This is a genomic window from Paenibacillus sp. FSL K6-1566 (assembly GCF_038050475.1).
Taxonomy (GTDB): Bacteria; Bacillota; Bacilli; order Paenibacillales; family Paenibacillaceae; genus Paenibacillus_AQ; species Paenibacillus_AQ lactis.
Genome location: NZ_JBBOSR010000001.1, coordinates 4134359 through 4160640 on the forward strand (window position 1 = coordinate 4134359; position 26282 = coordinate 4160640).

General features: G+C 49.9%; 22 protein-coding genes. 3 read left to right on the forward strand and 19 right to left on the reverse strand.

Going from position 1 to position 26282, the window contains the following annotated elements:
* Positions 1-45 precede the first annotated feature (45 nt).
* From chrA to NST08_RS18180, 11 genes are all read right to left on the reverse strand, one after another.
* Positions 46-1275 carry a chromate efflux transporter gene (gene chrA / locus NST08_RS18130; protein WP_210095081.1) on the reverse strand — a complete coding sequence of 410 codons (1230 nt, stop codon included), beginning with the start codon at positions 1273-1275 and terminating at the stop codon, positions 46-48.
* 378 nt (positions 1276-1653) lie between these two features.
* Entirely contained in the window at positions 1654-2874 is a 1221-nt protein-coding gene (locus tag NST08_RS18135) for a CynX/NimT family MFS transporter (RefSeq protein ID WP_210095082.1), read from the reverse strand.
* A 164-nt stretch (positions 2875-3038) separates the two neighbouring features.
* Positions 3039-4421, reverse strand: coding sequence for a helix-turn-helix transcriptional regulator (locus tag NST08_RS18140; protein ID WP_341342120.1), 1383 nt, complete (start codon positions 4419-4421; stop codon positions 3039-3041).
* Between the two features lie 318 nt (positions 4422-4739).
* Positions 4740-4928, reverse strand: coding sequence for a hypothetical protein (locus NST08_RS18145; protein ID WP_007128581.1), 189 nt, complete (start codon positions 4926-4928; stop codon positions 4740-4742).
* 95 nt (positions 4929-5023) lie between these two features.
* On the reverse strand, positions 5024-6403 hold the full coding sequence (locus tag NST08_RS18150) for a helix-turn-helix transcriptional regulator (protein WP_007128582.1): 1380 nt from the start codon (positions 6401-6403) through the stop codon (positions 5024-5026).
* A gap of 148 nt (positions 6404-6551) precedes the next feature.
* On the reverse strand, positions 6552-7931 hold the full coding sequence (locus NST08_RS18155; RefSeq protein WP_040738163.1) for a helix-turn-helix domain-containing protein: 1380 nt from the start codon (positions 7929-7931) through the stop codon (positions 6552-6554).
* Positions 7932-8195: 264 nt separating this feature from the next.
* The gene (locus NST08_RS18160) at positions 8196-9590 is read right to left on the reverse strand and encodes a helix-turn-helix domain-containing protein (RefSeq protein ID WP_007128584.1); all 1395 of its coding nucleotides are present in this window, start codon (positions 9588-9590) and stop codon (positions 8196-8198) included.
* A 272-nt stretch (positions 9591-9862) separates the two neighbouring features.
* Entirely contained in the window at positions 9863-10657 is a 795-nt protein-coding gene (locus NST08_RS18165; RefSeq protein WP_210095086.1) for an ABC transporter ATP-binding protein, read from the reverse strand.
* Complete coding sequence (locus NST08_RS18170) at positions 10657-11577, reverse strand: ABC transporter permease (RefSeq protein ID WP_007128586.1); 921 nt, start codon at positions 11575-11577, stop codon at positions 10657-10659. Before NST08_RS18170 ends, NST08_RS18165 begins: the two co-directional genes overlap by 1 nt.
* A gap of 57 nt (positions 11578-11634) precedes the next feature.
* A complete protein-coding gene (locus NST08_RS18175; protein WP_210095087.1) occupies positions 11635-12672 on the reverse strand; it encodes an ABC transporter substrate-binding protein in 1038 nt (345 codons plus the stop codon).
* Positions 12673-12971: 299 nt separating this feature from the next.
* On the reverse strand, positions 12972-13610 hold the full coding sequence (locus NST08_RS18180; protein WP_210095088.1) for an SGNH/GDSL hydrolase family protein: 639 nt from the start codon (positions 13608-13610) through the stop codon (positions 12972-12974).
* Positions 13611-13811: 201 nt separating this feature from the next.
* Here NST08_RS18180 and trhO point away from each other — a divergent pair, with 201 nt between their 5' ends.
* Entirely contained in the window at positions 13812-14717 is a 906-nt protein-coding gene (gene trhO, locus NST08_RS18185) for an oxygen-dependent tRNA uridine(34) hydroxylase TrhO (protein WP_210095089.1), read from the forward strand.
* A 94-nt stretch (positions 14718-14811) separates the two neighbouring features.
* Here trhO and NST08_RS18190 read toward each other — a convergent pair whose 3' ends face one another.
* The 3 genes from NST08_RS18190 to NST08_RS18200 all read right to left on the reverse strand — a co-directional run bounded on the left by NST08_RS18190 (position 14812) and on the right by NST08_RS18200 (position 17407).
* Positions 14812-15060: a DUF1450 domain-containing protein gene (locus tag NST08_RS18190; RefSeq protein ID WP_028406770.1), complete on the reverse strand. Its 249-nt coding sequence runs from the start codon at positions 15058-15060 to the stop codon at positions 14812-14814.
* Positions 15061-15288: 228 nt separating this feature from the next.
* Complete coding sequence (locus NST08_RS18195) at positions 15289-16080, reverse strand: SDR family oxidoreductase (protein ID WP_210095090.1); 792 nt, start codon at positions 16078-16080, stop codon at positions 15289-15291.
* A 244-nt stretch (positions 16081-16324) separates the two neighbouring features.
* Positions 16325-17407, reverse strand: a complete 1083-nt coding sequence (locus NST08_RS18200) for a lactonase family protein (RefSeq protein ID WP_210095091.1) — start codon at positions 17405-17407, stop codon at positions 16325-16327.
* A 163-nt stretch (positions 17408-17570) separates the two neighbouring features.
* On the opposite strand from NST08_RS18200, the gene NST08_RS18205 reads away from it, so the two are divergent.
* Positions 17571-17747: a hypothetical protein gene (locus NST08_RS18205; protein ID WP_210095092.1), complete on the forward strand. Its 177-nt coding sequence runs from the start codon at positions 17571-17573 to the stop codon at positions 17745-17747.
* A 202-nt stretch (positions 17748-17949) separates the two neighbouring features.
* Here NST08_RS18205 and odhB read toward each other — a convergent pair whose 3' ends face one another.
* The 4 genes from odhB to NST08_RS18225 form a co-directional block, all read right to left on the reverse strand.
* On the reverse strand, positions 17950-19218 hold the full coding sequence (gene odhB / locus NST08_RS18210) for a 2-oxoglutarate dehydrogenase complex dihydrolipoyllysine-residue succinyltransferase (RefSeq protein WP_341342121.1): 1269 nt from the start codon (positions 19216-19218) through the stop codon (positions 17950-17952).
* A gap of 5 nt (positions 19219-19223) precedes the next feature.
* Complete coding sequence (locus NST08_RS18215; protein WP_210095094.1) at positions 19224-22100, reverse strand: 2-oxoglutarate dehydrogenase E1 component; 2877 nt, start codon at positions 22098-22100, stop codon at positions 19224-19226.
* A gap of 221 nt (positions 22101-22321) precedes the next feature.
* On the reverse strand, positions 22322-23224 hold the full coding sequence (locus NST08_RS18220) for a DUF72 domain-containing protein (protein ID WP_341342122.1): 903 nt from the start codon (positions 23222-23224) through the stop codon (positions 22322-22324).
* A gap of 120 nt (positions 23225-23344) precedes the next feature.
* Positions 23345-23854, reverse strand: coding sequence for a metallophosphoesterase family protein (locus NST08_RS18225; RefSeq protein ID WP_210095096.1), 510 nt, complete (start codon positions 23852-23854; stop codon positions 23345-23347).
* Between the two features lie 263 nt (positions 23855-24117).
* On the opposite strand from NST08_RS18225, the gene NST08_RS18230 reads away from it, so the two are divergent.
* Positions 24118-24753, forward strand: coding sequence for a LysE family transporter (locus NST08_RS18230; protein WP_210095097.1), 636 nt, complete (start codon positions 24118-24120; stop codon positions 24751-24753).
* Here NST08_RS18230 and NST08_RS18235 read toward each other — a convergent pair.
* The gene (locus NST08_RS18235; protein WP_210095098.1) at positions 24750-26129 is read right to left on the reverse strand and encodes an amino acid permease; all 1380 of its coding nucleotides are present in this window, start codon (positions 26127-26129) and stop codon (positions 24750-24752) included. The genes NST08_RS18230 and NST08_RS18235 overlap by 4 nt on opposite strands.
* Positions 26130-26282 lie beyond the last annotated feature (153 nt).

Sequence of the window (26282 nt, forward strand, 5' to 3'; positions counted from 1 at the left end):
CTGAATGAAGCCGTGAGGATATTTACCGGAGCGAACCGATTGGGGTTACAGCAGCAGCTGCCCGGCTGCCGCGCCGGCAAGCACGACCACCCAAGGCGGGCACTTCCAAAACATCAGCATGGCGAACAAACCTGCACCGATGACAAATTCAATCGATCCGTCAATCGAGGATGTCCAGATCGGGTGGTATAGTGCAGCCAATAAGATGCCTACAACCGCCGCATTCATCCCCGTCAGCATCCCCTGGAGCTTCGCATGGGTTCGGATCGCGTTCCAGAAAGGCATGACGCCGACGATGAGCAGAAATCCCGGCAAAAAGATAGCGAGCGTAGCCAGTATGCCTCCAGGCACGCCTTGAATCAGCATCCCCAGGTAACCCGCAAATGTAAACAGGGGTCCCGGAACCGCCTGCGTTGCCCCATACCCGGTCAGAAATTCCTCTTTGGTCATCCATCCGTTCGCTACCGTCTCGCTCTCAAGAAGCGGCAGCACGACATGCCCGCCGCCAAATACCAGCGATCCGGAGCGGTAGAAGCTGTCAACAACAGCAATCCCGGTGCTGCCGGACAAGCTGGCCAGGACCGGCAAGCCGAGCAGCAGGATTAGAAACAGACCAAGGCATACCAGCCCTGTCGTCCGGCTGATCGGAATTCCCGCCTGTTTCGGTGCCGCCTCTTCCTCCCCTTGCTTCTTCCTGAAGATCCACCAGCCTAGGACTCCCGCAGCGGCAATCACTGATACCTGGGCGACGGGAGAGGTCCAGAGCAGCACAACGGACATGGCGGCAAAAGCAACCGCAGCGCGGATCGGACCGGAGGCCAGCTTTCCGGCCATTCCGAGCACGGCCTGTGCGACAATCGCAACCGCCACGATTTTGAGACCTTGGATCCAGCCTGCCGCGCCGGGATCGAAAGCCTCCATTAAATAAGCAAAGAGCATCAGCATGACAACCGATGGGAGCGTGAATCCAAGCCAGGCAATGATTCCCCCCCATAGCCCGGCACGCATGACGCCCACGCCGATACCTACCTGGCTGCTGGCAGGGCCGGGCAGAAATTGCGCCAGCGCGACCAGGTCTGCATAGGATTTCTCGTCCAGCCATTGCTTCCGTCTTACATAGGTTGTATGAAAATAGCCAAGATGGGCAATCGGACCTCCGAATGAGGTTAATCCAAGCTGCAGCGCGGTCCACCAGGTTTCGCGAATTGCGCGCCATCGGCCCTGCTGCGTGTCATAGGCAAGCCGGTTCTCCGTCTGCTGCTTCTCCATGTTCATCGCACTTCTCTCCCCTTGGTCAACGGTCATATAACAGATCCTTGGCTGTCCCATCCCAGGACGTTCCAAGCTCTTTCAATGCCTCTTTTTTGTTGGTCAACCTTTAGGATATATCAGATGCGGCGTTACCATCTACAGATTTATGTAAACGCTGTGTAAAATGTATTTTTCATGGGGGGTTATATCCGTGGGATTGGATGCTCCAACGATCATACGAAATAAATAGGTCAGCCAGAAATGTCTGGCTGACCTATTTATTGCAAGGGCTTATGGAGCAGATGAACATGCTTTGTCGTGAAGCTTTTTACTCCTGAAGTCTCGTTTTACATGTGCACAGAAAAATCTATCTTTTTCGCACCAAACCCAATCGATTCCGCTCTATTCTTGCTCTCCCCGCACCTTCAGGTATCCCGGCTTGGCGGCGCCCATTCCAAACAAGAACAGAAGAACAACAACGGCGGACAAAATCATAAGCGGCACCTTCCAGCCGGTGGTCATATCATGCAGGAAGCCGATGAGCATCGGCCCGACCGCTGCGAGCAAATAACCAAGGGACTGAGCCACGCCCGACAGGGCAGCCGCCTCCTGAGCGGTTCGGGTGCGGAGGGTGAAGAACATGAGCGACAGACTGAAGTTCGCACCGCCCGAAATACCGACCAGAATCACCCACAGCACATTCAACGACGTTAATCCGAACAATAAGCCGAGATACCCCGCCAGCATGCAAATCGCCGAAATCGTCACCAGCAAGCGCTGATTCGGGTTGCGGCCGGCCAGTACCGGAATAATGAATGAGAACGGTATGCTGACGAACTGAAGAATCGAGAGCATCCACCCGGCACCGCTGTAATCCATGCCTTGGCTTCGCAAAATTTCCGGCATCCAGGAGACGTTGACATAAAACGTAAACGACTGCAATCCCATGAAAAAGGTGACATACCAAGTCAGCGAAGAACGCAGCACATTCGGTGCTTTCCCCTGTTCGGAACGAATCTCTGCCTTCCGGTCACTGCTTCGCCATTCGATGACCCACACCGCTGTAGCGATCACCGCCAGGATTCCCCATACCAGCAAGGCGCCTTGCCATCCGAGTCCGGCCTGGGTAGCAAGCGGAATGCTGACACCGGATGCTACGGCGGCCAGCAGGTTCATGGATGCCGAATAGGTACCGGTCATCAATCCGATCTGACGCGGGAAATCGCGTTTGACCAGGCTAGGCAGCAGCACATTTCCCACCGCTATGGCCATACCGAGAAAGGCAGTGCCGAGCAGCAATGTAACCGGTGAGGATAAAGAGCGGATTCCGATGCCGAACATGAGCAGCACCATGCTCAGGAGCAGGGTTGTCTCCAATCCCCATTTTCTAGCCATAGCCGGCGCCATCGGAGACAGCAGCGCAAATGCCAGCAGCGGCAGCGTGGTCAGCATGCCGGCCAATGTATTCGAAATCCCGGTATCATCCCGGATGATGCCGATTAACGGCCCTACGGACGTGATCGCTGCACGGAGGTTAATTGCAATCAGAATAATGCCTGCAAAAATCAACCAGCGGCGTCCTGAGGACACGGAGTTCTTTTCGACCAATGATGTAGTAGACATGATAAGACTCCTCACTCCAACGATATGTAAAAATAAACTTATCCGATTTTATCACAAACCCTTCCTTTCGGCTACCGATCATAACAAACTTCTGCATCCATCGGATGGGCAGCCCGTCTGTCACAACGAATGAAGAGCAAGGTTCCAAGTCATTTTTACACGGGTTACACGACCGGCATCCAGGCATAAACCGATAATTTCTGAACCTCACGTATAAGCTCCTGATAGCGCTGCTGGATCTCTGCTGAAGCATATGAACGGAATTGCTCGAATAGCCCCATGCACCTTAGCATGCCCTTATCGCTCCGAATCCGAATCGAATACTCGAAACTGTCCACGATATAGGCTAATCCGCGATCGTACTGCTTGGCATTCAGGTAATAAATGCCTAGTTCGGCTAATAGGCGGGTGTAGTTATCAAGGGTCATCTGTTCATTTATTATTCCAATTTGATGTCGCTGTGATTTGTACACCAAATAATCCTTAAAACGTTCCAACACCTGATCAATTTGCATCTTAAAGCGATTGGCTGCCAATACAATATTGCATAGTCCAATGAAGATCTCGTTCTCTCTTGTTGAGATATACTCCACGTATTCGGGAAGCACGTGCTGATCCCCGCTTAGCAGCTTATACAAATAACGATTAGCAACTGCCCATTCGTGGAATTGGTTTAAAAATTTGCGTTCTTCTTCTGAAGGATTAACGATCCATTCAGGGAAATCATATTTCGATACATATTGTAGGGCGCGTTCATAATCCCCTAAATGAGCATAATAATTTTCTAAAACCATATAGGAGTACAGCACATAAGGAATAACTGGCTGATTAGGTTTATCCGAATCCGCACCTAAAAAATGCTCACCGTTATCATATTGTTTTCGAGCCTTTTCCCCCATCCTTTTAGCAAGTCTCTGGGCATTGTCCCATTGATTAAGGGAAGAGTAAATATTTATAACCCGTAAGTAAGCTCCCAACTGATAAGCCTCATTTAGACGTTCTAGGTAAGGCTCGAACAGGACAACTGCTTGACCATTTGATTCTTGATTGTTCTCAATGCGATGGTTAAATAGTCTGTATTGACATAATGCTAAGCGTTCTGAATGCTGATATTTCTCACTCTCGGCGACGCATTCATAAAGCAACATGGCTGCTTTATATTTTGCTTCCTGCACAAACGTTTCCGCCAGCTCATATAGCATGGGCAAATAGGTGGTGTTATCCAGCGTCATTCGGACAGCCGTATCAAGACAGTCTAATTTATCAAGCTCCATGCAACGGTACAGAAACGGGCCTAAGCGGCGCCAATCTGGCGTAGAGTGGAAGATGCATTCTTCGATGTATCTTTCAAAAAAATGCCCCTCTTCCAACCCCATGACTGAAGTAATTTGGTCTAACTGCTTCACGGATAGTGGACGACGACCATTTATAATGCTGCTTAATGTTCCGCTGTTTATTCCTGTTGCCCTGGCAAACTGGTTGATCGTTAATCCGCGCTCCTTAATAAAATGTTCAATCTCTCCACGAATCGTAGTCGTTCCTTTCAAGCAAAAACACCCCCAGAACCTGACCAACTCACTGTTATCCGACGCTGCTAGTATATTTGAAATCAATAGTAATGCAAATGAGAAAGCTTGATTGGCAAGATTTTCGTAGCGTCAATAAAGATTAAGGACGGATGTGAGCATTCGTTGCATACCATTCCCCCGAAGTTAGCTTTAGATCCAAACGGACGGGTTCCTTGAAACCAAAATGAGCATTTTCATATTGCTGAGTTACAAAGACTTTAGAAATGAAAAAGAAATGCACCGGAAAAATAGCCCCCACGTCATGTAATTCTTTATCGAATTCAAAATGACTTGCCGTCATTCCACGTTCGATTGGAGATTTATCGTTTGGAAGGCTGTTTGGTTCATATAATGCGAATAATCAGGGACACCGCTCATTGCCTTTTCCAGAATAATTTTCGTATCCTGAGCAATCCATACTCCAAATATTACGTAGGCAGTAACAAATAGAACTGCTAGAGTTAGCATCTGCTTTTTGCCCTTCATAATCCCCCTCCTCTTGAACCCAATCTTAAGAAAAAATTAAGCGCAATTCGTAAATTGCGCTACCGTCTACATTTTTTTGTAGATATCCGTACCAACTATACGACCGGCATCCATGCATAAACCGATAATTTCTGAACCTCACGTATAAGCTCCTGATAGCGTTTCTGGATCTCGGACGATGCAAATGAACGGAACTGCTCAAATAGCCCCATGCATCTTAGCATCCCCTTATCGCTTCGAATCCGAATCGCATACTCGAAACTGTCCACGATATAGGCTAATCCGCGCTCGTACTGCTTGGCATTCAAGTAATAAATGCCTAACTCAGCCAATAAGCGCGTATAGTTGTTTAGGGTCACCTGCTCATTAACAGGAGCAATAACGTTCCGTTGCGATTTATAAACGAGGTAATCTTTGAAGCGCTCTATCACATGATCGATATTTAATTTATGACGGTTGGCAGCCAATACAATATTGCAAATGGCCGTGAAGATTTCGTCCTCTCGTGTTGAGATATACTCAACGTATTCAGGCAGCACTTCTCGATCCCCGCTCAAAAGCCTGTACAAATAACGATTAGCAATGGCCCACTCGTGGAATTGATTTAAAATTTTGCGTTCTTCATCAGAAGGATTAACGATCCAGTCTGGGAAGTCATATAGTGATACATATTCAAGGGCGCGTTCATAATCTTCTAAATGAGCATAATAGTTTTCCAAGACCAAATAATAGTACAGCACATAAAAAATGATTGGCTGATTGGGTTTACCCGAATCCGTATCCAAATAGTTGCCGTTATCATATTGAATTCGGGCCTTTTTCCCCATCCTCTCCGCGAGATTTCGAATACTATCCCATCGATCGAGAGGAAGACTTACATTGATGACATGTACATACGCATCCAACTGATCCGCTTCGTTTAAACGTTCTATGTAAGGTTCAAAGAGTACGACAGCTCGCCCATTTGATTCTTGATTGTTCTCAATGCGATGTTTAAATAGTCTGTAATGACATAAGGCTAAGCGTTCGGAATGCTGATATTTTTCGCTCTCAGCAACGCATTCATACAGCAACAGTGCTGCTTTATATTTCGCTTCTTGCACAAACGTTTCCGCTAGATCATATAGCAATGGCAAATAGGTAGTGTTATCCAACGTCATCCGGACAGCCGTATCAAGACAGTCTAATTTATCAAGCTCCGCGCAGCGGTACAGAAACGGGCCTAAGCGACGCCAGTCCGGCGTAGAGTGAAAGATACATTCATCGATATACATTGCATAGAAATGTCCCTCTCCCAATCCCATGACTGAAGTAATCCGGTCTAACTGCTTCATTGATAATGGCCGACGACCATTTATAATGCTGCTCAACGTTCCACTATTAATACCTGCAGCTTTGGCAAACTGGTTGATCGTCATTCCGTGCTCATTAATAAAACGTTCAATCTCTCCGCGAATCGTGGCTGTCGTTTTCACGCAACAACACCCCCAAGCTCCACCCAAAATATACATTACATTCTATTATTTAATATACCCCAGGCTAATAGTAAGGTATAGACACGGATTGATTGAGTTACATTTTAATTTGTTTTATTCCCCTCCCCTTAGCTTTCAAACAGGTTGACTATAATACGGGTATCCAGGCATACACCGATAATTTCTGTACCTCGTTGATTAACTCCTGATATCGTTGCTGGATCTCGGGCGAGGCAAAGGGGCGGAACTGCTCGAACAGCCCCATACATCTCAGCATTCCTTTTTCGCTGCGCATCCGAATAGAATACTCCAGACTATCCACGATGTATGCTAAGCCTGGCTCGTATCGCTTAGCATTTAAATAATAGATACCAAGCTCTGCCAACAAACGGGTATAGTTATTAATGTTTACTTGCTCATCAACGGTGCCGATCCTGCTTTTTCGCGGTTGGTAAGCAATATACTCTTTGAAACGCTCCAATATATGATCCACTTGAAGATGATGGCGATTAGCAGCTATCATGATATGTGTAAGAGCAGGAAATATCTCGTCCTCATTTGACATTATAAACTCTACGTACACGTTCAGACTGTCAGGCTGTCCACTTAGTAATCGATACAAATATCTATTCGCTTTAGCCCACTCGGAAAACTGATCCGTAATAATAAGTTCTTCTTGACTTGGATTATCCACCCAATCTGAATTCTCATAATACGATATCAATTCCAATGCTCTATCAAGCTCTCCTCGCTCTTTGTAAATATGGGATTCCATAAGATAAGAATATAAAGTATAAAAAATGACTGGCTTATTGGGATAATTTTGCACCTGGTGTGCATTCCTGTTCTCAGAGTAAAGCATTTTAGCTGCTTGTCTCATTCTCCTGCTTAAACGCTCAACTTCCCCCCATCGGTGTAATGCCGAATAGGTGTTTAATAGATTCTTGTATGCATCAAGTTGATAGCGTTCGTCCAATTTATCTATATAGGGTTCAAATTGCACTGCTGCCTGTAAGTTTTTCTCTTGGTCATCACTTAATTTGAGTGTGAATATTCGGTATTGACACAGGGCCAAGCGTTCAGAATGTTGGGACTTCTCACTCTCGGCCACACATTCATATAGCAGCATTGATGCTTCGTTTCTTCCTGAATGATAAAACGATTCTGCCAACTCAAATAGCATGGGTGCATAAGAGACATTATCCATTGCCATTCGGGCGGCTTTATCCAGGGAATCAAGCTTATCTAACTCTGCACAGCGCTGCAGAAACGGGCCCAATCGACGCCAGTCAGTTGTTAAATGAAATAGAACCTCATCGATATACATGTCGTAAAAATACCCATCTTCCAACCCCATACAATGCGCAATCTTGTCCAACTGCTGCATAGACATAGGGCGATGTCCATTAAGAATACTGCTTAGTGTTCCGCTATTCACTCCTGAAAGCCTTGCAAATTGATTAATGGTTAAACGATGATGATGTAGAAATTTATCGATTTCTCCGCGAATCGTGGCTGTCGTTTTCAAGCAACAACACCCCTAAATAAGAACCAATAGTCATTAAATGTATTCACTAGTATTATTGATATAATCTTTTCAGAAGTCAATTCATGTATTAATAAGAGTAGACTGTGTTTTGACAAAAAAAGACACCCTCGATTTAACGAAAGTGTCTTTTCCCTTAAGCTTTACTCACTCCCAATGCCATGATTTCCACTGGATTGTATCGTAATTATCTCACTTTTATCAGCATATGTAAGGGCAGAAGGGGTAGCTATAATAACTAAGGCGCTACAAATAGCTAATAGACAAACCAATTTTTTTATCATTTAATTTTTGCACCTCACTAACAAGTTTTTTATAGTGCTTTTGAGCTTCGTCTGTAGCAAATTGACGAAATTCCTCAAATATCCCCATACATCTAAGCATACCATTACTACTATTAATTGCAATACAATTCTCAAGACTTTTAAGTATATATTCTATCCCATTATTATATTTTTGGGTGCTGAGATAGTAAATGCCTAGTTCAGTTAACAATCGTGCAAATCTGCTGAATGTCACCTGATTACTAACTTTTGATATTTGATTTCTTTGTTCTTTGAATACTAAGTACTCTTTAAATCTCTCTAAAATATGGTCTACGTTGAACCTATTTAGATTTGCGATTATCATAATATTGCATATCGCAGTAAATATTTCATCTTCTCTCTGTGAAATATATTCCACATATTCTGATAACACTTCAACATGTCCAGCTTTTAATCTGTGTAAGTAACGGTTAGCTATCGCCCATTCCTTAAACTGTTCAATAATTTTGGTATCCTCTGCGTTTGGTTCAATCACCCAATCTGGGTCATGATATAAAGAAACGAAGTGCAACGCTTTTTCATAATCCCTAGCTTCATTGTAGTAATTCTCTAAGGACAGGTAGGCATATAGAATATAGAAAATAAGTGGCTGTCTTCTATTTCTTCGAACAGTTGTAGTTTTAGAGGATTTGCTGTATCTATATTGAACCATTGCCTGTTGCAACATTTTCTCCGCTAAGTTTTTAACTTTATTCCAACGATTCAATGATAAGTTCACATTTATTAACTTCACATAAGCATCCAACTGATAACCTTCATCCAACCGATCAATATACGGCTCAAAAGACACGGCCGCTTGCAGATTCGCCTCCTGGTCCTCCGACAAGCTGAGCATAAAAAGCCGGTACTGGCAAAGAGCCAGCCGTTCGGAATGCTGGAACTTCTCGCTCTCGGCAACGCATTGATATAAAATGGCGGCTGCCTCATTCTTCCCTTCTTGAAACAATGTCTCCGCCATGTCGAACAGCATCGGGGCATACGCGACGTTATCCATCGTCATCCGGATCGCACGGTCCAGACAATCCAGCTTGTCCAGCTCGGCACAGCGAAGAAGGAAGGGGCCCAGCCGCCGCCAATCGGGCGTGGCATGAAAAATACATTCATCTATGTACAGATCGTAGAAATAACCATCGGGAAGTCCCATCCCGGACGTGATCCGGTCCAGCTGCTGCATCGAAATTGGTCGGTTCCCGTTCAGGATGTTGCTGAGCGTGCCGCTGTTCACCCCCGATAAATCTGCAAACCGGTTTATTGTCATCCCATGCTTGCGCAAATGCTCTTCTAACTGTTCGCGAATCGTGGTTAATTTCTCCAAGCTAACACCACCTCCGGGGTTGCAACCAAATATTAGGATATTGCTGTATATAGCTATCATATTGATTAATATTACACCGGTCAATACTTATTTACGTCATTATTTGACATTTGGTTTCGAAAATAAGAGAAAATATTTAAAGATTCAAGTATTTCCTGGAGGTTCCCCTATCAAAAAAGAGAACAGGCGTTTCCCGGCATGACCGAAAAACGCCTGTATTCTATATTGAAATATCCGGGGACAAGCCCGAACTCTGTAAAACTTGCTTACAATTAACCCAGCACAAGCCGGTCATCCGCCAGCTTGTGGCCGCTGATCTGCTCGAATTCGCCGAGCAGCTGCTCAACGGTCAGCGATTGCTTGCGCTGCTCGTCCACATCGAGAATAATTCGGCCCTTATCCATCATAATGAGGCGATTACCGAGGCGGATCGCTTGCTCCATATTATGCGTCACCATGAGTGTCGTCAGGTTCATATCCCGAACGATTTCGTCGGTAATGCGCGTGATCAGCTCCGCGCGGGCCGGATCCAGCGCCGCCGTATGCTCGTCAAGCAGCAGAATTTGCGGCTCCGTGAACGTCGCCATCAGAAGGCTGAGCGCTTGGCGTTCACCGCCCGAGAGCATGCCTACCTTCGCGCGAAGTCGATTTTCCAGGCCGATGCCCAGCCGCTCCAAATACTGACGGAACGCCGTACGCTTCGATGCAGATACCCCGATGCCAAGTCCGCGGGATTTCCCGCGCTTTAATGCCATCGCCAGGTTCTCTTCAATCGTCATATGCGGTGCCGTGCCTGCCATCGGATCCTGGAACACCCGGCCGATCCAGCGGCTGCGGCGGAACTCGGGCAGGTGGCCGATGTCGTTGCCGTCAATTCGGACCTCCCCCGCGTCCGGCCTCAGCACACCGGAAATGATGTTCATTAATGTGGATTTGCCTGCACCGTTGCTTCCGATGACCGTAACGAAATCGCCGGGCTTTAGATGAAGGTTCACATCCATGAGAGCGACCTTCTCATCCACCGTTCCGGGGTTAAAAAGCTTGGATACATGATTCATCTGCAGCATTAGAAGGCACCTCCTTCCGACTTGCCTTGAGCGGTCAGCAGCTCGGTCGAACGCTTCTTCGCCTGCGTGCGCTGCCTCATCGACCGCTGCACGGTCGGCAGCACAAGCGCGACAATTACGATAACCGCGGTAATCAGCTTCAGGTCAGAAGCTTCAAGCCAAGGGATTTCGTAGGCAGCCGCAACGACGATCCGGTAAATAATCGAACCGCATACCACCGCAAGTGTCGTACGGAATACGGAGCCCTTCCCGAGGATCGCTTCACCAATAATTACTGATGCCAGACCGATTACAATCATCCCGATCCCCGAGCTGATATCCGCAAAGCTGGACTGCTGGGCAACGACGGCCCCCGAAAAGGCAACCAGGCCGTTGGAAATGCTGAGCCCAAGAATCGTGGTTGTATCGGTGTTCGCGCCGAAGCTGCGGATCATGCGTTTGTTGTCCCCCGTTGCCCGCAGGGCAAGACCGAGATCCGTGCGGAAGAACGCATCCAGCAATAGCTTCACGATAATCACAATAACAAGCATGACATAAATCGGATCGATGGAGCCGAACACGATATCCTCCTGGCTGAGGGAGATGTTCGGCTTACCCATAATCCGCATATTAATGGAATAAAGAGCAATCATCATAATAATCCCGGACAGCAATCCGTTAATCTTGCCCTTCGTATGAAGGAGCCCTGTACATACCCCCGCGGCCATCCCGCCGGCAATCGCAACCAACGTTGCGAGCCAAGGGTTGGTGCCGTTTGTAATCAGTACGGCTGCGATCGCGCCCCCCATGGTAAAGCTTCCATCCACCGTAAGATCCGGAAAATCCAAAATGCGGAACGTAATATAAACGCCAAGTGCCATCAGCGCATACAACAGACCTAATTCAATCGGACCATCCAGTCTCATCAGGAATTCCAACATGTCTTGACCTCCTTTATGATTAAGGAAGGCGCGGGCTCAAGACTCCGCGCCTTACAATTACTCAATGATGTTGTTGTCAGGGTCTTTGACTTCCTGCTTCATGGCGTCCGTAACCTCGATGCCGTAGTCCGCCGCAGCCTTCACATTCAGAATCAGATCCAGCTTGTCGGGCTTCGTGATTTCCATGTCAGCCGGCTTCTTGCCGTTCTTCAAAATCTCTACCGCCATCTGACCAACCTGATATCCATGGTCATAATACTTGAAGCCAACGGTAGCAAAAGCCCCCTTCTCCACCGTGTCGCGGTCACTGGAGAAGAACGGAATTTTATTCTGTTGGGCGGTTTGGATAATCGTGTCCACACCGCTTACAACCCGGTTATCGAGCGTAATATAGAATGCATCCACCTTACCGACGAGAGATTCGGCAGCCTGCTTCACTTCCGATGTATTGGTGACGGAAGCCTTCACCAATTCGATTCCATGTTCGGCAAGCACCTCTTCCGCTGTTTTCGCCATTACAACGGCATTCGCTTCCCCTTCATCGATGATCAAACCAATCTTCTTCACATTAGGGAAATGCGTGCTAACAAAATTCATCAGCTGCTTTGTCGCCTCAGGATTCGTGTCCGAAGCTCCGGTAATGTTGCCTCCCGGCTTCTGCAGGTCGCTGACCAGCTTCGCATCCAGCGGGTCGGTAACCGCTGCAAACAGGACCGGCTTCTCCTTCACTTCGTTTGCCACGGCTTGCGCGGATGGCGTAGCAATCGCCACAACCAAATCCGCTTTCGAATCCTTCAGCTTCTGAGCGATGGTATGGTTGTTCGTTGAATCGTTCTGAGCATTGTTATAGTCAAGCTTCAGCGTCTTATCCTCTTCCGAAATTCCGGCATCCTTAAGCGCTGCCAGAATTCCTTCCCGAGTTGCGTCTAAGGACGGATGCTCCACATATTGCGAGATCGCGATGCTGTAAGATTTCTTCTCGGCATCGCCGCCGCTTCCTGTCGCCGTACTTCCGCCTTCCTGCTTGTCCCCGCAGCCGACTGCCGTCACGAGCAGCGCCGACAATGCAAGTGATACCCACATTTTTCTCTTCATCTAATGAATCCCCTCTCTCATGAATGACCCGTTCGTTTTCGTCATCTAAGCTTCGACACAAAGCGACAACGCATCGCCGCTTTTATTGGCAAAAGCATTAAAGTAAAAAAATAGGACGCACCAATTGAACAACGGTCTATTATGAACCATTGTAAAGGTATCCAAACACATTCGTCAATCAGGATTTTCTTTACTCTCGGGGCATCTGCTGTCGAAAGAATGAAACGTCCCCGGAGCGCTATTCTCCGGGGACGTTGTATCATAAACAATGCCTTTATATTCGAAGTGGGTAAACAGCCTTATAACATCGAACGTCCCTGAATCGCAGCGAGCCAGGACTGAGCAATCAGCGCATGACCTGCAGGAGTTGGATGCACGCCGTCTTCGGCCCAATAGGTCATCTCGATTGTGGAGCTTGCTGCAGCGAAAATACCGTCTAACGGCACATACAGCGTCTCAAACTCACGCGACAGCTCACGCACCGCCGCAATCTTCGGATCCAGATCCTCGCGCCACTCCTTCTTATCCTCCGTGACGGGCAGCAGAAACGGTTCCATAAGAATCAATCTGGCGCCGGTATGCTCGCGGGTCTGAAACAGCAGCTCCCTATAGCCTTCATAATAAGCTTCGAGCGAAGTAGGCTCTCCCTGCCTGTATCTCCTGCCCGTCTCGTTGATGCCGACAAGAATCGAAACCCAAGTCGGATCGAGCCGTATACAATCTTCCTCCCATCGTCCCCGAAGATCAACAACCCGGTTTCCGCTGATGCCGCGATTTACAAACCGCAATCGCTTCTGAGGCTGCTCCATGCTCAACCGGGCCGCAGCCATCAGTGCATATCCTTGCCCCAAACTGCTAGGCTCCTCATAATTCCGACCACAATCGGTAATACTGTCGCCTTGAAACAACACGAGCGCATTTTGTTCGATATGTACCATGCTGTTCACGCCTCCAATTAATGAAAGTGTTCGCATTCCTGCCCCTTCATCATAACCGCTTTGCAGCATTCTTGAAACCCTAAAATTCACAATTCATGGCAAACTTTCTATACATTTAAGTTGACTAAGTGGTCTGAATTCAACTACAATTCAATAAGTATGCTTTTGGCTTAAACTATCAACAGAACAGGTGATGAAAATATGTCCGATTCACAGCAATATCAAATTTTGCTTTATTATAAATTCGTGCCGATCCCGGACCCGGAAGCCTTCAAGGATGAGCATCTGCAGTACTGCAAAGAGCTGGGCCTCAAGGGCCGTATCCTGGTAGCAGCCGAAGGCATCAACGGTACCGTGTCCGGTACGATTGAACAGACCGAGCAATATATGCGTGATATGCACGCCAACCCGCTGTTCGCCGATATGGTGTTTAAGGTCGACCCTTCCGAAGGGCACGCGTTCAAAAAAATGTTCGTTCGTCATCGTAAGGAACTCGTGACCTTCCGTGTCGAGGATGAGCTGGATCCGAACGTCATCAGCGGCAAGCGCCTGTCGCCGAAGGAATTCTTCGAGTACCTTCAACGGGAGGATGTCATCGTCATCGACGGCCGCAATGATTACGAGTATGATATCGGTCACTTCCGCAACGCCATTCGTCCGGATGTGCAGTCCTTCCGGGAGTTTCCGGAGTGGATTCGGGAGAATCTGTCCGAGCATAAGGATAAAACCATCCTGACGTACTGCACTGGCGGCATCCGCTGTGAGAAGCTGACAGGCTTCATGCTGAAGGAAGGATTCCAAGACGTTGCCCAGCTGGACGGCGGAATCGTAACGTATGGGAAGGATCCTGAAGTTCAAGGCCGGCTGTTCGACGGAAAATGCTACGTCTTTGATGAGCGCATTTCAGTTCCGATCAACCGCACCGATGAAGATATCGTCGTCGGGAAATGCCATCACTGCGGCAAGCCTGAGGACCGTTACATCAACTGCGACAACGATGCATGCCATTTGCAGCATATTTGCTGCGAGGAGTGCGAAGAGCTCCATAATAGCTGCTGCTCCGCAGAATGCGAAGAGATTGTTGCTGCAAGCCATCACGCTTCCTAAAGTTCCCGTATTTATAAGAAAAGGGCATGTCGCTTGGAATGAGCGACATGCCCTTTTTGAATATATCATATAACGAAGCATCGCTTAGGATGCTTTAAATCTCATTGTAGATGGCCAACTCAGCTTCGATGGCTGCCTTAATCTTCTCGATGCACTCCTCCGTCGTGGCTGCAAATACACGCTTGCCATTGACCAGCGCGTAAGGGCGCAGCTTGCATAGCCCGCACAGATTCATGCAATCTGCACGCAGCACGGCGATCTCGGGATACAGCTCCTCCAGGTGCTCGAGCTCCAAAGCGCTCATCAAGTTGCTGTCGCACACTTCCACGATGACGATTCCCATCGATATCACCACTATTCTATTTGACAATATATCTATTTATTATGCGACAATAAAGTCCATATTGTCAAATTCGTCCGTGGTTCCATCGAGGAAGCTCAATCCTCAACAATTGTTGATGCCGTGTCGAAATGTCAGACATTCATCCCACAAACTTTATGCTCACTCTCCATCCAAAGGACACAGAAGCTCAATCACCAATGCCCTGCTTAAGGAAAGTTGGTCAGTCAATCAGTGGATCAGAGACTCGGCTCCATCAATATAAATTTCGGTTCCGGTAATATGCGAGGCGTCGTCGGATGCCAGAAATGCGACCAGACGTGCGACCTGCTCCGGCTGGCCGGGGCCGTTCGCCAAAGGCTGATCCCCTTCCGGGTATTCGATCGGAATGGTCACTTCCTCAAGCTCCGGCTTGGCAATGGTGCTGGAATCAATATTGGTTGCAATGGCTCCCGGACAAATCGCGTTCACGCGAATTTTATAACGGGCCAGCTCCAGCGCTGCCATCTTCATGAAGGCTACCTGCCCGGCCTTGGTCGTGCTATAAGCGGAAAATCCGAAGCCTGTGAAGACCCGGTTGCCGTTAATCGAGCTCGTAATGATGATGCTTCCGCCCTTCTCCTTCAAATAAGGAATCGAGTATTTCACCGTCGCAAACGTTCCCCTCAGGTTCGTATTGATCGTTGTATCCCACTCGTCCAGCTCCATGGTCTCAATCGGAGCTTTCGTACCGTTAATGCCCGCATTGGCAAAAACGATATCGATGCCGCCCCATTTCTCCGCCGCTTGCTGGAAGCAGTCCTTAAGCGTCTCCGCTTTTGAAATATCGCAATTGCCGGTTATCGCCTCTCCCCCGGCAGTCTCAATCTGCTTACGAACCTTCTCCACCCGTTCATGATCAATATCGATCAGCAGCACGTTCGCTCCCTGCTCCGCCATCAGAAGGGCTGCAGCACGGCCGATTCCAGAGCCTGCACCTGTAACGATTGCCGTTTTCCCTTTTAATTTTTGATTCGTAGACATTGCCACACCCTCCTTAATTACGTGTTCATGTTATTACATAACCAATCGGGGCGAGCTCTGAATCCCGTCAAACGACAACCGAGGAGCCGGTTAAGGTCAGCGTAGCGTTTTGCCTGTACGAAAAAAGCGCCCCCTGCAAAGACAACGAACCTTTAAGGTCCTTGCCCTGCAAGAGCGCTTATCTAACAAAATCCCAGGTATTATCCCCCAAGTATTTGAGGTGCAATTCGATCAATTTCTGCTGTTATCGGTTAAAGACCGCCGGTTTCACGCAGACCGGCTTGGATTGGGAAACGGTATAACCGGTGAAGGAAAGCTTCCCGTCCTCCGGATCTACCGTAAAGAGCACGAGGTTATTGCCGTCCCGGTTGGCCGCCACCAGATGCTTACCGCCCGGCAGCAGGCTGAAATGCCGCGGATGGCCGCCCTCGGTAGAAATATACTGAACCGGACTCAGGAGCCCGCTGTCCTGGTGAACGGAGAACACCACGATACTGTCATGCCCGCGGTTCGATCCATACACCGTCCGGCCATCGCTAGACACTGCAATTTCGGCGCAGAAGCTTTCACCTTCGAAATCGGATGGCAGCGTCGAGATCGTCTCAAGCGGCGTCAGACGGCCATCTTCACTCGAATAACGGAGTGTCGTCACGCTGGAGTTCAATTCATTAATGACATATGCGTAGCCACCGCCCGGATGGAAGGCCAAATGGCGCGGCCCGACACCGTCCTCAAGCTGGGTTTCGCCATGGAAACGAAGCTCGCCGTGCTCACTGTCTAAAGTGTAAGACATAATCTTGTCCAATCCTAAATCCTGCACGAATATGTATCGACCGTCCGGACTGTAGAATGCCGAATGCGCTCTCGGCTGCTGATCCTCCCGGACTTGGACGAGCTCGGCGTGCTTTTTCTCATCCAGCAGCTCCCCGGCCGTGCCATCCTCGTTAATCCGATGAACGCCGACCAGCCCCCCGTGATAGCTGGATACGATCAGATACGAACTCCCTTCATCCCGTTGAATATGGCAAGTGGAGCTGCTGACACTCCGAACGCGGCTCAATTCTTTCAGCTTGCCGGTATCGGGTTGAATCTCGAATGTAACGATCTCGGCTGCTTTCTTTCCTTGGTCCGATATTTCTCCGATCGCATACAGCCGCTTGGCTGCCGGATCAACATTTAGAAATGTCGGGTTCTTAATCCCGGAGACTTCATCAAGCAGCCGAAGCTCTCCGGAAGTTTCGTCAACGGCATATACGCATATACCGGTCTGATCGGCTTCGGCATAAGCGCCTGTAAAAAGTAATGTATGCTGTGGTTGTTGTTGCATAGAAGACATCTCCTCTCGATATCGGTTAGTCATGCGATTCGTCTCTGTAACATGTTAACGTCAAGGATGCGGAAAATCAAATCCCTCCGCCAGCGCCTTTTCCCTGTTTGTCTTTTGCCATACAGGGTATGTAATACTATATTCGTTTAAAGGAGGTATTCCCATGAAATCATCAACCGGCGACGAAGTGCGCAATCACCAGCACACGGAGAACGATTCCAAGGAGCAGCGAGACAAGGTGAAGAAGCATCAGGATATCGAGCCTCAGGCTGAGAACTGGAATCCTCGCGACACCATGGACTCCAACGGTCAAGATCAGAAGGATGGTTCCTCATCTTAGAGGACATATCTGCACATCGATCCGCATTACGATAAGCATCATCTGTATTTAAGGACAATGCCTAACGTGTTGAAAGGCGCAGCCATCTATAGGAGTGCAATGGTCATCTGCTGAAGAACAAACCACCGGATAAGCGTAAAATAGGGCCGCATGGACTTTCCCATGCGGCCCTTTATTTCTCAATGATGTCGCTGTCTTGGCATTAACCTTCCAACAGCAGAGATTCCGGATCTTCCAACAGCTCTTTTACGGTTACCAAGAAGCGAACCGCTTCTGCGCCGTCGACAATTCGATGGTCATACGACAATGCGATGTACATCATCGGACGATTCTCCATACGCTCTTCATCGATGGCAACCGGACGGATCTGGATCTTATGCATGCCCAGGATGCCGACCTGCGGTGTATTCAGGATTGGCGTGGACAGCAGCGATCCGAAGACGCCTCCGTTCGTAATCGTAAAGGTTCCGCCTTGCAGCTCGGACAGCGACAAGGTGTTGCTGCGGGCCTTGTTCGCAAGGTTCACGATTTCCTTCTCGATCTCGGCGAAGCCGAGACGGTCAGCGTCGCGAACGACCGGAACGACAAGACCTTCCTTCGCAGATACGGCAATCCCGATATCATAGAACTTCTTCACAACGATATCGTCGCCGTCAATTTCAGCATTGAGCAGCGGGAACTTCTTCAATGCGCCGACAACTGCCTTCGTGAAGAAGGACATAAAGCCCAGACCGACGTCATGCTTTTCCTTGAAGGCATCCTTGCGGCGCTTACGAACATCCAGGATGGCCGTCATATCGACTTCGTTGAAGGTGGTCAGCATCGCTGCCGTGTGCTGCGCTTCGACCAGACGATTGGCGATCGTCTGACGGCGGCGAGACATCCGGGTACGTTCAACAGGCTTGCCGTATTCCGCAGCCGGCGCTTGCACAGCTGGTGCCGCTGGCGCGGACGGCTTGCTTGCAGGAGCAGCAGGCTTGCTGCCTTCCGTATGGTTCTTCACATCATCGTGATAAATGCGACCGATCGGGTCGCGGCCCTGTACCTGTTCCAGGTCAATCCCGCGCTCACGAGCCAGCTTGCGTGCGGACGGCGATGCAGTCAAATTCGAGCCTTCTCCACCGGCTTCCGGTGCAGGCGCTGGTGCCTTAGGTGCCTCTTGCGCAGGCTGTGCCGCTGCCGGAGCGGCAGCCGGAGCTTCCGCTTGCGGCGCAGGCGCGCCTGGCTTAACGCCTTCCTGTGGAGAGATTTGGCCGATGACTTCACCGATCGTAACATTTTCTCCTTCTTGGCGAAGGATTTTTTCCACAACGCCTTCAGACTCCGCGCTAATTTCCAGATTAACCTTATCCGTTTCTAACTCGAGCAGAACGTCACCGATGTTGACGCGGTCCCCTTCTTTCACGTGCCATTTAAAGATGGTTCCTTCGGTGATGGATTCGCCCATAGCTGGTACAGTAATTTCGCTCACAGCCGCTACCTCCCCAATGAGATCTGTTGATTTATAGTTTTACGATTAAGGGCAAACGTAATGATCGTCTGTTGTTCGTATGCGTGTACATCCTGATATCCGGTGGCCGGGCTGGACCGTTCAGGGCGTCCGTTGTAACGAACCTCTACGCCGCTTGGCGCGATTTCGCGGATTCTTGGTTCCATAAAGCTCCAGGAGCCCATGTTCTGCGGCTCTTCCTGAACCCACAGAATTTCCTTGAGATTCGGGAACTTTTGCATAATGCGCGAAATTTCTTCTTTCGGGAACGGATACAGCTGTTCCACCCGCGCGATATGAATCCAAGAGTGATCTTCGCCCTTCTGCTTGTCAAGTGCTTCGTCCAGATCGATCGCCACTTTCCCCGAGCACAGCACGAGGCGTTCGACCTTCTTCGGCGATTGTCCGAGACCTGGCTGCTCCAGCACCTTCTGGAAGCCGCCTTCGCTAAATGCGCTAACCGGCGATGCAACGCGCGGATTGCGGATCAAGCTCTTCGGAGCCATCAGCACGAGCGGACGGGCATCGTCCGTTTCCGTCAGTGACGCTTGCCTGCGCAGCAGGTGGAAGTATTGCGCTGCCGATGTCAGGTTAGCAACCGTCCAGTTATCTTCCCCGCTCAGCTGCAAGAAACGCTCAAGTCTTGCGCTGGAATGCTCTGGACCATTTCCTTCATATCCATGCGGCAACAGCATGACAAGGCTGGATTTCTGTCTCCACTTCGAACGACCGGCCGAGATAAACTGGTCAATGATAACCTGGGCGCAGTTCGTGAAGTCCCCGTATTGCGCTTCCCAGATCACCATCGTCTCCGGCGAATACACGTTATACCCGTATTCGAAGCCGACAACCGCTGCTTCTGTAAGCGGGCTGTTGTGGATCGCAAACGATGCTTTTGCCTGCGGCAAACGGTGCAGCGGGCAGAACGTATCTCCGTTCGCGGCATCATGCAGAACCAGGTTCCGGTGCGCAAACGTTGCGCGCTCGGCATCCTGTCCGGTAATCCGGATCGGCTTGCCGTCCGACAGAATCGTCGCGAAGGCCAGCGTCTCTGCATGACCCCAGTCTACCTTCCCGCCTTCGTCAAGCGCGCTGCTGCGGCGCTCCAAAATGCGCTGAAGCTTCGGATATACCGTGAAGCCTTCAGGCCATTGCAGAAGCTCGCGGTTGATCGCACGGAGCTGTTCAGCGGATACATTGGTAGCCGTTGTCTTCTTGGAATTCTCATCGGCCGGGTTGATGCCGAGCAGAACCGAATCGACCGAATCCTTCGATTTTACGGTTTCATAAGCAGCCTTAAGCACCTCGACCACTGCGTTCTTCAGTTCGTCAGCCTGCGATTGGGACAGCACCTGACTTTCAACCAGTTTCTTCATATATAATGTGCTGACCGTAGGGTGATTCTTCACCTTCTGGTAGATCAGCGGCTGAGTCGTTTCAGGATCGTCGGTCTCGTTATGGCCGTACTTGCGGTAGCCGACCAGATCGATCAGAATGCTCTTCTTGAACTTGTTGCGGTATTCGCTCGCGAGACGGGCAGCAGCGATACATGCTTCCGGATCATCGGCATTAACGTGAATGATCGGGATTTCATAGCCTTTCGCCAGATCGCTGGCGTAATGCGTGGATCTCGAATCCTTCCCTTCGGTCGTAAAGCCGATCCGGTTATTGACGATAATATGAATCGTTCCACCGGTACGGAAGCCCGGCAGCTTGTTGAAGTTAAGCGTCTCCGGCACGATTCCCTCGCCCGGGAACGCAGAGTCGCCGTGGATCTGAATGCTGACCGCCTTGTTGACGTCCTGCTTCGGATAGCCGGCTTCGCTGCGGGTTTCTTGAGCCGCGCGCGTGTACCCTTCAACGACCGGATTAACGTATTCCAGGTGGCTCGGGTTGTTGGCCAACGTAATACGAACCTCGCGTGCCTCGTTCTTCTTCATGTAACGGTCTGCGCCCAGGTGATATTTCACGTCGCCCGTCCAGCCGTAATTCATGCCCATGGAGCCTTCGGAAGGCACCAGATGCTTATTCGGCGAATGCATAAACTCGGAGAAGATCTTGGTGTAGTCCTTCCCGAGAATATGCGCAAGCACGTTCAGACGTCCGCGGTGCGCCATGCCGACAAGGATCGAGTTGACATCCACTTCCGCTAATTGCTGGACGATTTCGTCAAGCAGCGGCACCAGCGCTTCGTTCCCTTCGACCGAGAAGCGCTTTGCTCCAACGAAGGTACGGTGCAGGAATTCCTCGAATTGCTCGGCCTCCAGCAGTTTCTTCAGCAGCTCCTTCCGTTCTTCTACGCTCAAGTTAAGCGGGAATCGTCCGGACTCTGCTTGTTGATTGAGCCATTTCCGTTCTTCTTCATCATGAATGTGGCTAAATTCATATGCAATGGTTCCAGTATATAGTTTCAGCAGCCGCTGGATGGCATCCCAACCATTCTTGACATCGCCAGGAGCCTCCTCCCAGACGATCTCGGCAGGCAAGGCCGCCAAATCCGCTTGGCTTAACTGATAGCTTTCAGGCTGAAGCAGTCGTGTATCCGTTTCTCCACCGATGCCGATCGGATCGATATCGGCGGCCAAATGGCCATAGGTTCTAATATTCCATACCAGCTTACCTGCGGCTACGCTCTTCTTAAGTAATTGCGGGTCAAGTCCTACGCCTTGTCCCTGCGAATCCGCTTTCTTTTCATTGTTTTCCAAAGCAGGGGGCGGTCCCCAGCTGGCGAACAGTTCACGGTATCCTGGTTCCACAGACTGCGGGTCTTGCAAAAACTTCTCGTACTGATCTTGAATGTACCCCAGGTTCGGACCGTGATATTTTTGCCATGGTCCCACTGCCTTACTGTCAAGGGTCTTCATCGCTGACTCCCTCCGTCAGATTATTTTGATAGTTCATGGACGGAATTTCACTTTTTACATTCGCAAAACACTTTGTTACGATTTCATTATAATACACTTGACCTCAGAACCGAAAATACCCTTTATATATAATAATGATCTAATAAACAGATGGATTTGCGTCAATTTTATGACGATTTCGGACAGCCGCTTCCAGTTCCCTGTTTCGTTTACATTTAAAGTCATTTATCTGTAAAAATATCCTCTGCCAGCCAATCCATCTGTCTGATCGGCTCCGGTCCGCTGTCCATTCCAAACATGCGAAGGAGCTGCTTCGCATTATCGGATGCATCGCCTCCCGAGTTGTTATTGAAGATAATCCAGCATTGGCTCGTCTCCTCAAGCAGCTTCAGCACGGATTCCCTCCACTGCGCAAGCTCATCTTCATTGTACCTGTACAAATAACGGACTTCCCGCCAATTCGGCTGCCCGCCCGTATGCCACCCTTTCTCGTTGCGGCCATGCATCCGAATCATGACGGCATCCTCGCGGGTTGCGGCAAGAACGGCCGGTACCGATCCGATTCCCGCCTGGGGCTCATCGGCAATGCTGTGAATCCACCCCTCGCTTCGCATGAAATCCAGCGTCTTCTCCCGGAATTCAGGTGCGAACCAGGTCTGGTGGCGAAACTCCAAGGCGACCGGCAGATCCTCCATCCACTCCCGCGTCCGTTTCAAAATGTCCACATGCTTCCGCTCGCAGCCAAACCACGGCGGGTATTGAAACAGCACCGCTCTCAGCTTGCCGGCTGCTTGAAGGACCCGGACCGAAGCCCGAAACTCGTCGAACATGCTTCTCGTGCTGGAATATTTCGATAAGGTGCCGCCCCTGGCATGGCCGGTCATGCCTTGATAGGCTTTGACAATGAACCCGAAATGGCCGGGCACCGTCTGGGCCCATTTGTCCATCTGGTCCGGGGAGGGAATCGGGTAGAACGAGTTGTCCATCTCCACGATCGGAAAATGCCGTGCGTACATGCCCAGCCGATCGGAAGCCTTCGCTCCATCATCGTACAGCTTCTCGTGGTCTCCCCAGCCGGACAGGCCGATCTGGATTCTTCGCTCGATTTGTTCTTCCTTTACCATAGCCATCCTCTCACTTGCATCATCTGCATCCACCAAGGACTCATATTTATTAACCCGATACGTCCGGAATTAAAAGCCTGCAACCGAATCACTCACCATCAGTATATGACTGAATCTTCTTTATGTACGGTCATAGAACACATGTCCCGCATCCAAGCGGCCTTCGGCAACCCGAATGATGCCGTGCGAATATTGAGGCTGTCTTCGCTTATCCGTCGGAGAGCCGGGATTGAAGAGCAACGTGCCCCGAACCGACTCCATATACGGAATATGGGAGTGACCGAATACGATCATATCCACGTTGCTTCCCTCAAATGCCTTCAGCGCGCGTCCTGGCGTCGTCCCGCCTTTTCCGTGTCCATGCACAATTCCGATCCGATGACCAAGAACCTCAACGATCTTCTGGTATCCCAGCTTCGAAATAACTTCCTCCGGATCTGTATTGCCGGCTACGCCTTCGACCGGAGCATAGCGGCTGAGCTGTTCATAGACATTCCAGCTCGACCAATCGCCCGCATGCAAAATAAGCTGCGCTTCCTTCAAGTCCTCCAACAACCGAGAGGGCAGCTGCTTGCTTCGCATGGGTATATGGGTATCCGATACCACGACGATTTTGTAAGGCCTGCTCATGATTTCCCTCCTCTTCACTGCCGGTTCGATCCCTTTACGGTATCGAAGGCATCGCTACCTACTATCCTAGCAAAAACCGCTGCTGAATCAAAATAATCGGCAAAAGTTAAAACGGCCCCCACGTTTTCAGGTCAGCCGTTTGATTCGTTTTTTTCAAATGAATGTTCTTAGATGGGCATTCCCGTGAATAGAATGGTACGAGCCATCTTCTGTACAAGCCATATGAAAATTCAGGTACCGTAATAGGGGAGGAAATCGTTGTCATGAGCATGATATTCAGCTATATCCTATTGGGACTCTCGCTCTCTGCGCCGCTTGGTCCTATTAATGCAGCCCAGCTCGACCAAGGGATCAAAAAAGGGTTCTGGCATGCCTGGATGTTTGGAATCGGTGCCGTGCTGGCGGATATCCTGTACATGATTCTCGTCTATTTGGGCGTCGTTCATTTCCTGAGCACCCCCTTCATGCAGACATTCCTGTGGCTGTTCGGTGCATTCGTGCTCATCTATACAGGCGTAGAAAGCATCATCAATGCAAGGAAGGTAACAATCAGTTCAACGAGCGGCGGAGAATCGGTTATGAAAACGCTGGTCTCCGGCTTCCTGATGTCCGTCTCCAATCCGATGACCATTCTGTTCTGGCTCGGGATCTACGGCTCCATTCTGGCAAAGACGGCGGCCGATAATGGTACAGGCCAGCTGTTCGTCTACAGTATTGCCGTCATTTCAGGAGTCGTCTTGTGGGATTTCTTCATGGCCATGGTGAGCAGCATGTTCCGAAAATATTTAAGCCAAAGAGCAATATCGGTAATTTCCGTGCTCTCTGGCCTCTCATTGGTTGTATTCGGTTTGTATTTCGGGATTCGTGCGGTGTCGCTGCTGTATCCCGTGCTGTTCTAACGGGCAGGCTTCGGACGCAGCTTGGGCTTGCCCGCCTTCTTGGATTCTTGGGCGGATTTCTTCCAAACCCTCTGCATGAACAATACGACGATGCCGATCATGACAATAAAGCCGAAGCTGATCCACAGCCCCGGGCGGCTCGTCGGATGAAATGCGGTGCCGCTTACCCCTGCGGCGATCATCAGCATGCCGGCGAAGCGTTTGATATGCCCCCATACGGTAAGCCGGATGATTTTCCCGGCCGTAACCAGAATGAAGAACCAGTTGTACAGCAGCATTAAGCCGGCGGCAGTCGTAAGATATTCATATATTTTGCCCGGTATCAGGAGCGACAGTATGATCGACACGGCAAGCCCGGCTGCGGTTAGCGCCAGCGCGAACACAGGTGTTTTTCGCCTGGTTTTCTTTTTGGCAAATACCTTCGGAGCGTCTTGGTCCTCCGATAACGTGACCAACATGGTGGTTACGGCATAGAGCGATGCCACCATCGTCGAAAATCCTGCAATAATCAGGACCGCATTAAAGACATGCGGGACGAAAGGAAGATTATACGACCCTAATGCTACAACAAACGGGCTTTTGGCCGGAGAGAAACGGTTCCATGCCACCATCATGACGGCTAGCCCTATCGATATAATATAAACGATGGACAGCAGCAAAATCATGATCTTTCCTGACTTCGGCGCCTCCTTCGGGTTCTTTAACCGTACGGCCATCACCCCCATCACTTCGATTCCCCCAAATGCGTAAAAAGCAAAGATCAGGGATGCCCACAGCCCCCTTCCCCCTGCTGCGAAAAAATCTCCCCAGCTCGCCGGAAGCTGCGGCCTTGCCCCTCCGCGAAGCCATCCGAAGCATGCCGCAGCGGCAATTGCCAGGAACATGACAATCGCCGCAATTTTCAGAACGGCCAGCACATTCTCCAGCCTGTCAAAGCCCTTGTTGCCGATCCATATGACAAACAACCCGAGTACTGCATAGCCGCAAGCGAATATCCACATCGGGATGTCCGGAAACCAGAAGCGCGAGAAGATGGATAGCGCCGTCATCTGACTCCCCATAATCAGCACCTCCGCGCACCAGTACATCCATCCGGTCGAGAATCCCGCCCATCTGCCGTAAGCCTGCTTTGCGTATGTTCTGAAGGAGCCCGGCTGCGGGTCATCCGCCGTCATTCGTGCCAGCATATCGAATACGAGATACGTGGCGCAGGCGGCTATCACGATCGAGATGAGAAACGCCGGCCCGCCAACCCGGATACCAAGCGCCGATCCAAGGAAATAACCTGTCCCGATAGTCGATGCTACGCCTAAGAGGGATAGCTGCCACCATTTCAACGTGCCTTTTCTGTTTCTTGACTTCCTTCCTCTGCTCACACAAGCATCCCCCAATCTTGTAGTCCTACAAAAGCTTACCTTATTATGCAGGGTTGCGAATGGCTTTATGTACCGGGCGCTCGCCCTATTTATGGCTTCCAAGAGGGTCAGCCTATTGACGTTTTTCCCCCTCCATGATTGGATGAGATCGCA

Bases quoted from the DNA above. Each gene is read 5' to 3' on its own strand.
- chrA (WP_210095081.1), bottom strand. From the start codon at position 1,275: ATGAACATGGAGAAGCAGCAGACGGAGAACCGGCTTGCCTATGACACG.
- NST08_RS18220 (WP_341342122.1), bottom strand. From the start codon at position 23,224: ATGGTAAAGGAAGAACAAATCGAGCGAAGAATCCAGATCGGCCTGTCC.
- NST08_RS18215 (WP_210095094.1), bottom strand. From the start codon at position 22,100: ATGAAGACCCTTGACAGTAAGGCAGTGGGACCATGGCAAAAATATCAC.
- NST08_RS18180 (WP_210095088.1), bottom strand. From the start codon at position 13,610: ATGGTACATATCGAACAAAATGCGCTCGTGTTGTTTCAAGGCGACAGT.
- NST08_RS18175 (WP_210095087.1), bottom strand. From the start codon at position 12,672: ATGAAGAGAAAAATGTGGGTATCACTTGCATTGTCGGCGCTGCTCGTG.
- NST08_RS18145 (WP_007128581.1), bottom strand. From the start codon at position 4,928: ATGAAGGGCAAAAAGCAGATGCTAACTCTAGCAGTTCTATTTGTTACT.
- NST08_RS18200 (WP_210095091.1), bottom strand. From the start codon at position 17,407: ATGCAACAACAACCACAGCATACATTACTTTTTACAGGCGCTTATGCC.
- NST08_RS18225 (WP_210095096.1), bottom strand. From the start codon at position 23,854: ATGAGCAGGCCTTACAAAATCGTCGTGGTATCGGATACCCATATACCC.
- NST08_RS18170 (WP_007128586.1), bottom strand. From the start codon at position 11,577: ATGTTGGAATTCCTGATGAGACTGGATGGTCCGATTGAATTAGGTCTG.
- NST08_RS18165 (WP_210095086.1), bottom strand. From the start codon at position 10,657: ATGCTGCAGATGAATCATGTATCCAAGCTTTTTAACCCCGGAACGGTG.
- NST08_RS18205 (WP_210095092.1), top strand. From the start codon at position 17,571: ATGAAATCATCAACCGGCGACGAAGTGCGCAATCACCAGCACACGGAG.
- NST08_RS18190 (WP_028406770.1), bottom strand. From the start codon at position 15,060: ATGGGAATCGTCATCGTGGAAGTGTGCGACAGCAACTTGATGAGCGCT.
- trhO (WP_210095089.1), top strand. From the start codon at position 13,812: ATGTCCGATTCACAGCAATATCAAATTTTGCTTTATTATAAATTCGTG.
- NST08_RS18230 (WP_210095097.1), top strand. From the start codon at position 24,118: ATGAGCATGATATTCAGCTATATCCTATTGGGACTCTCGCTCTCTGCG.
- NST08_RS18135 (WP_210095082.1), bottom strand. From the start codon at position 2,874: ATGTCTACTACATCATTGGTCGAAAAGAACTCCGTGTCCTCAGGACGC.
- NST08_RS18195 (WP_210095090.1), bottom strand. From the start codon at position 16,080: ATGTCTACGAATCAAAAATTAAAAGGGAAAACGGCAATCGTTACAGGT.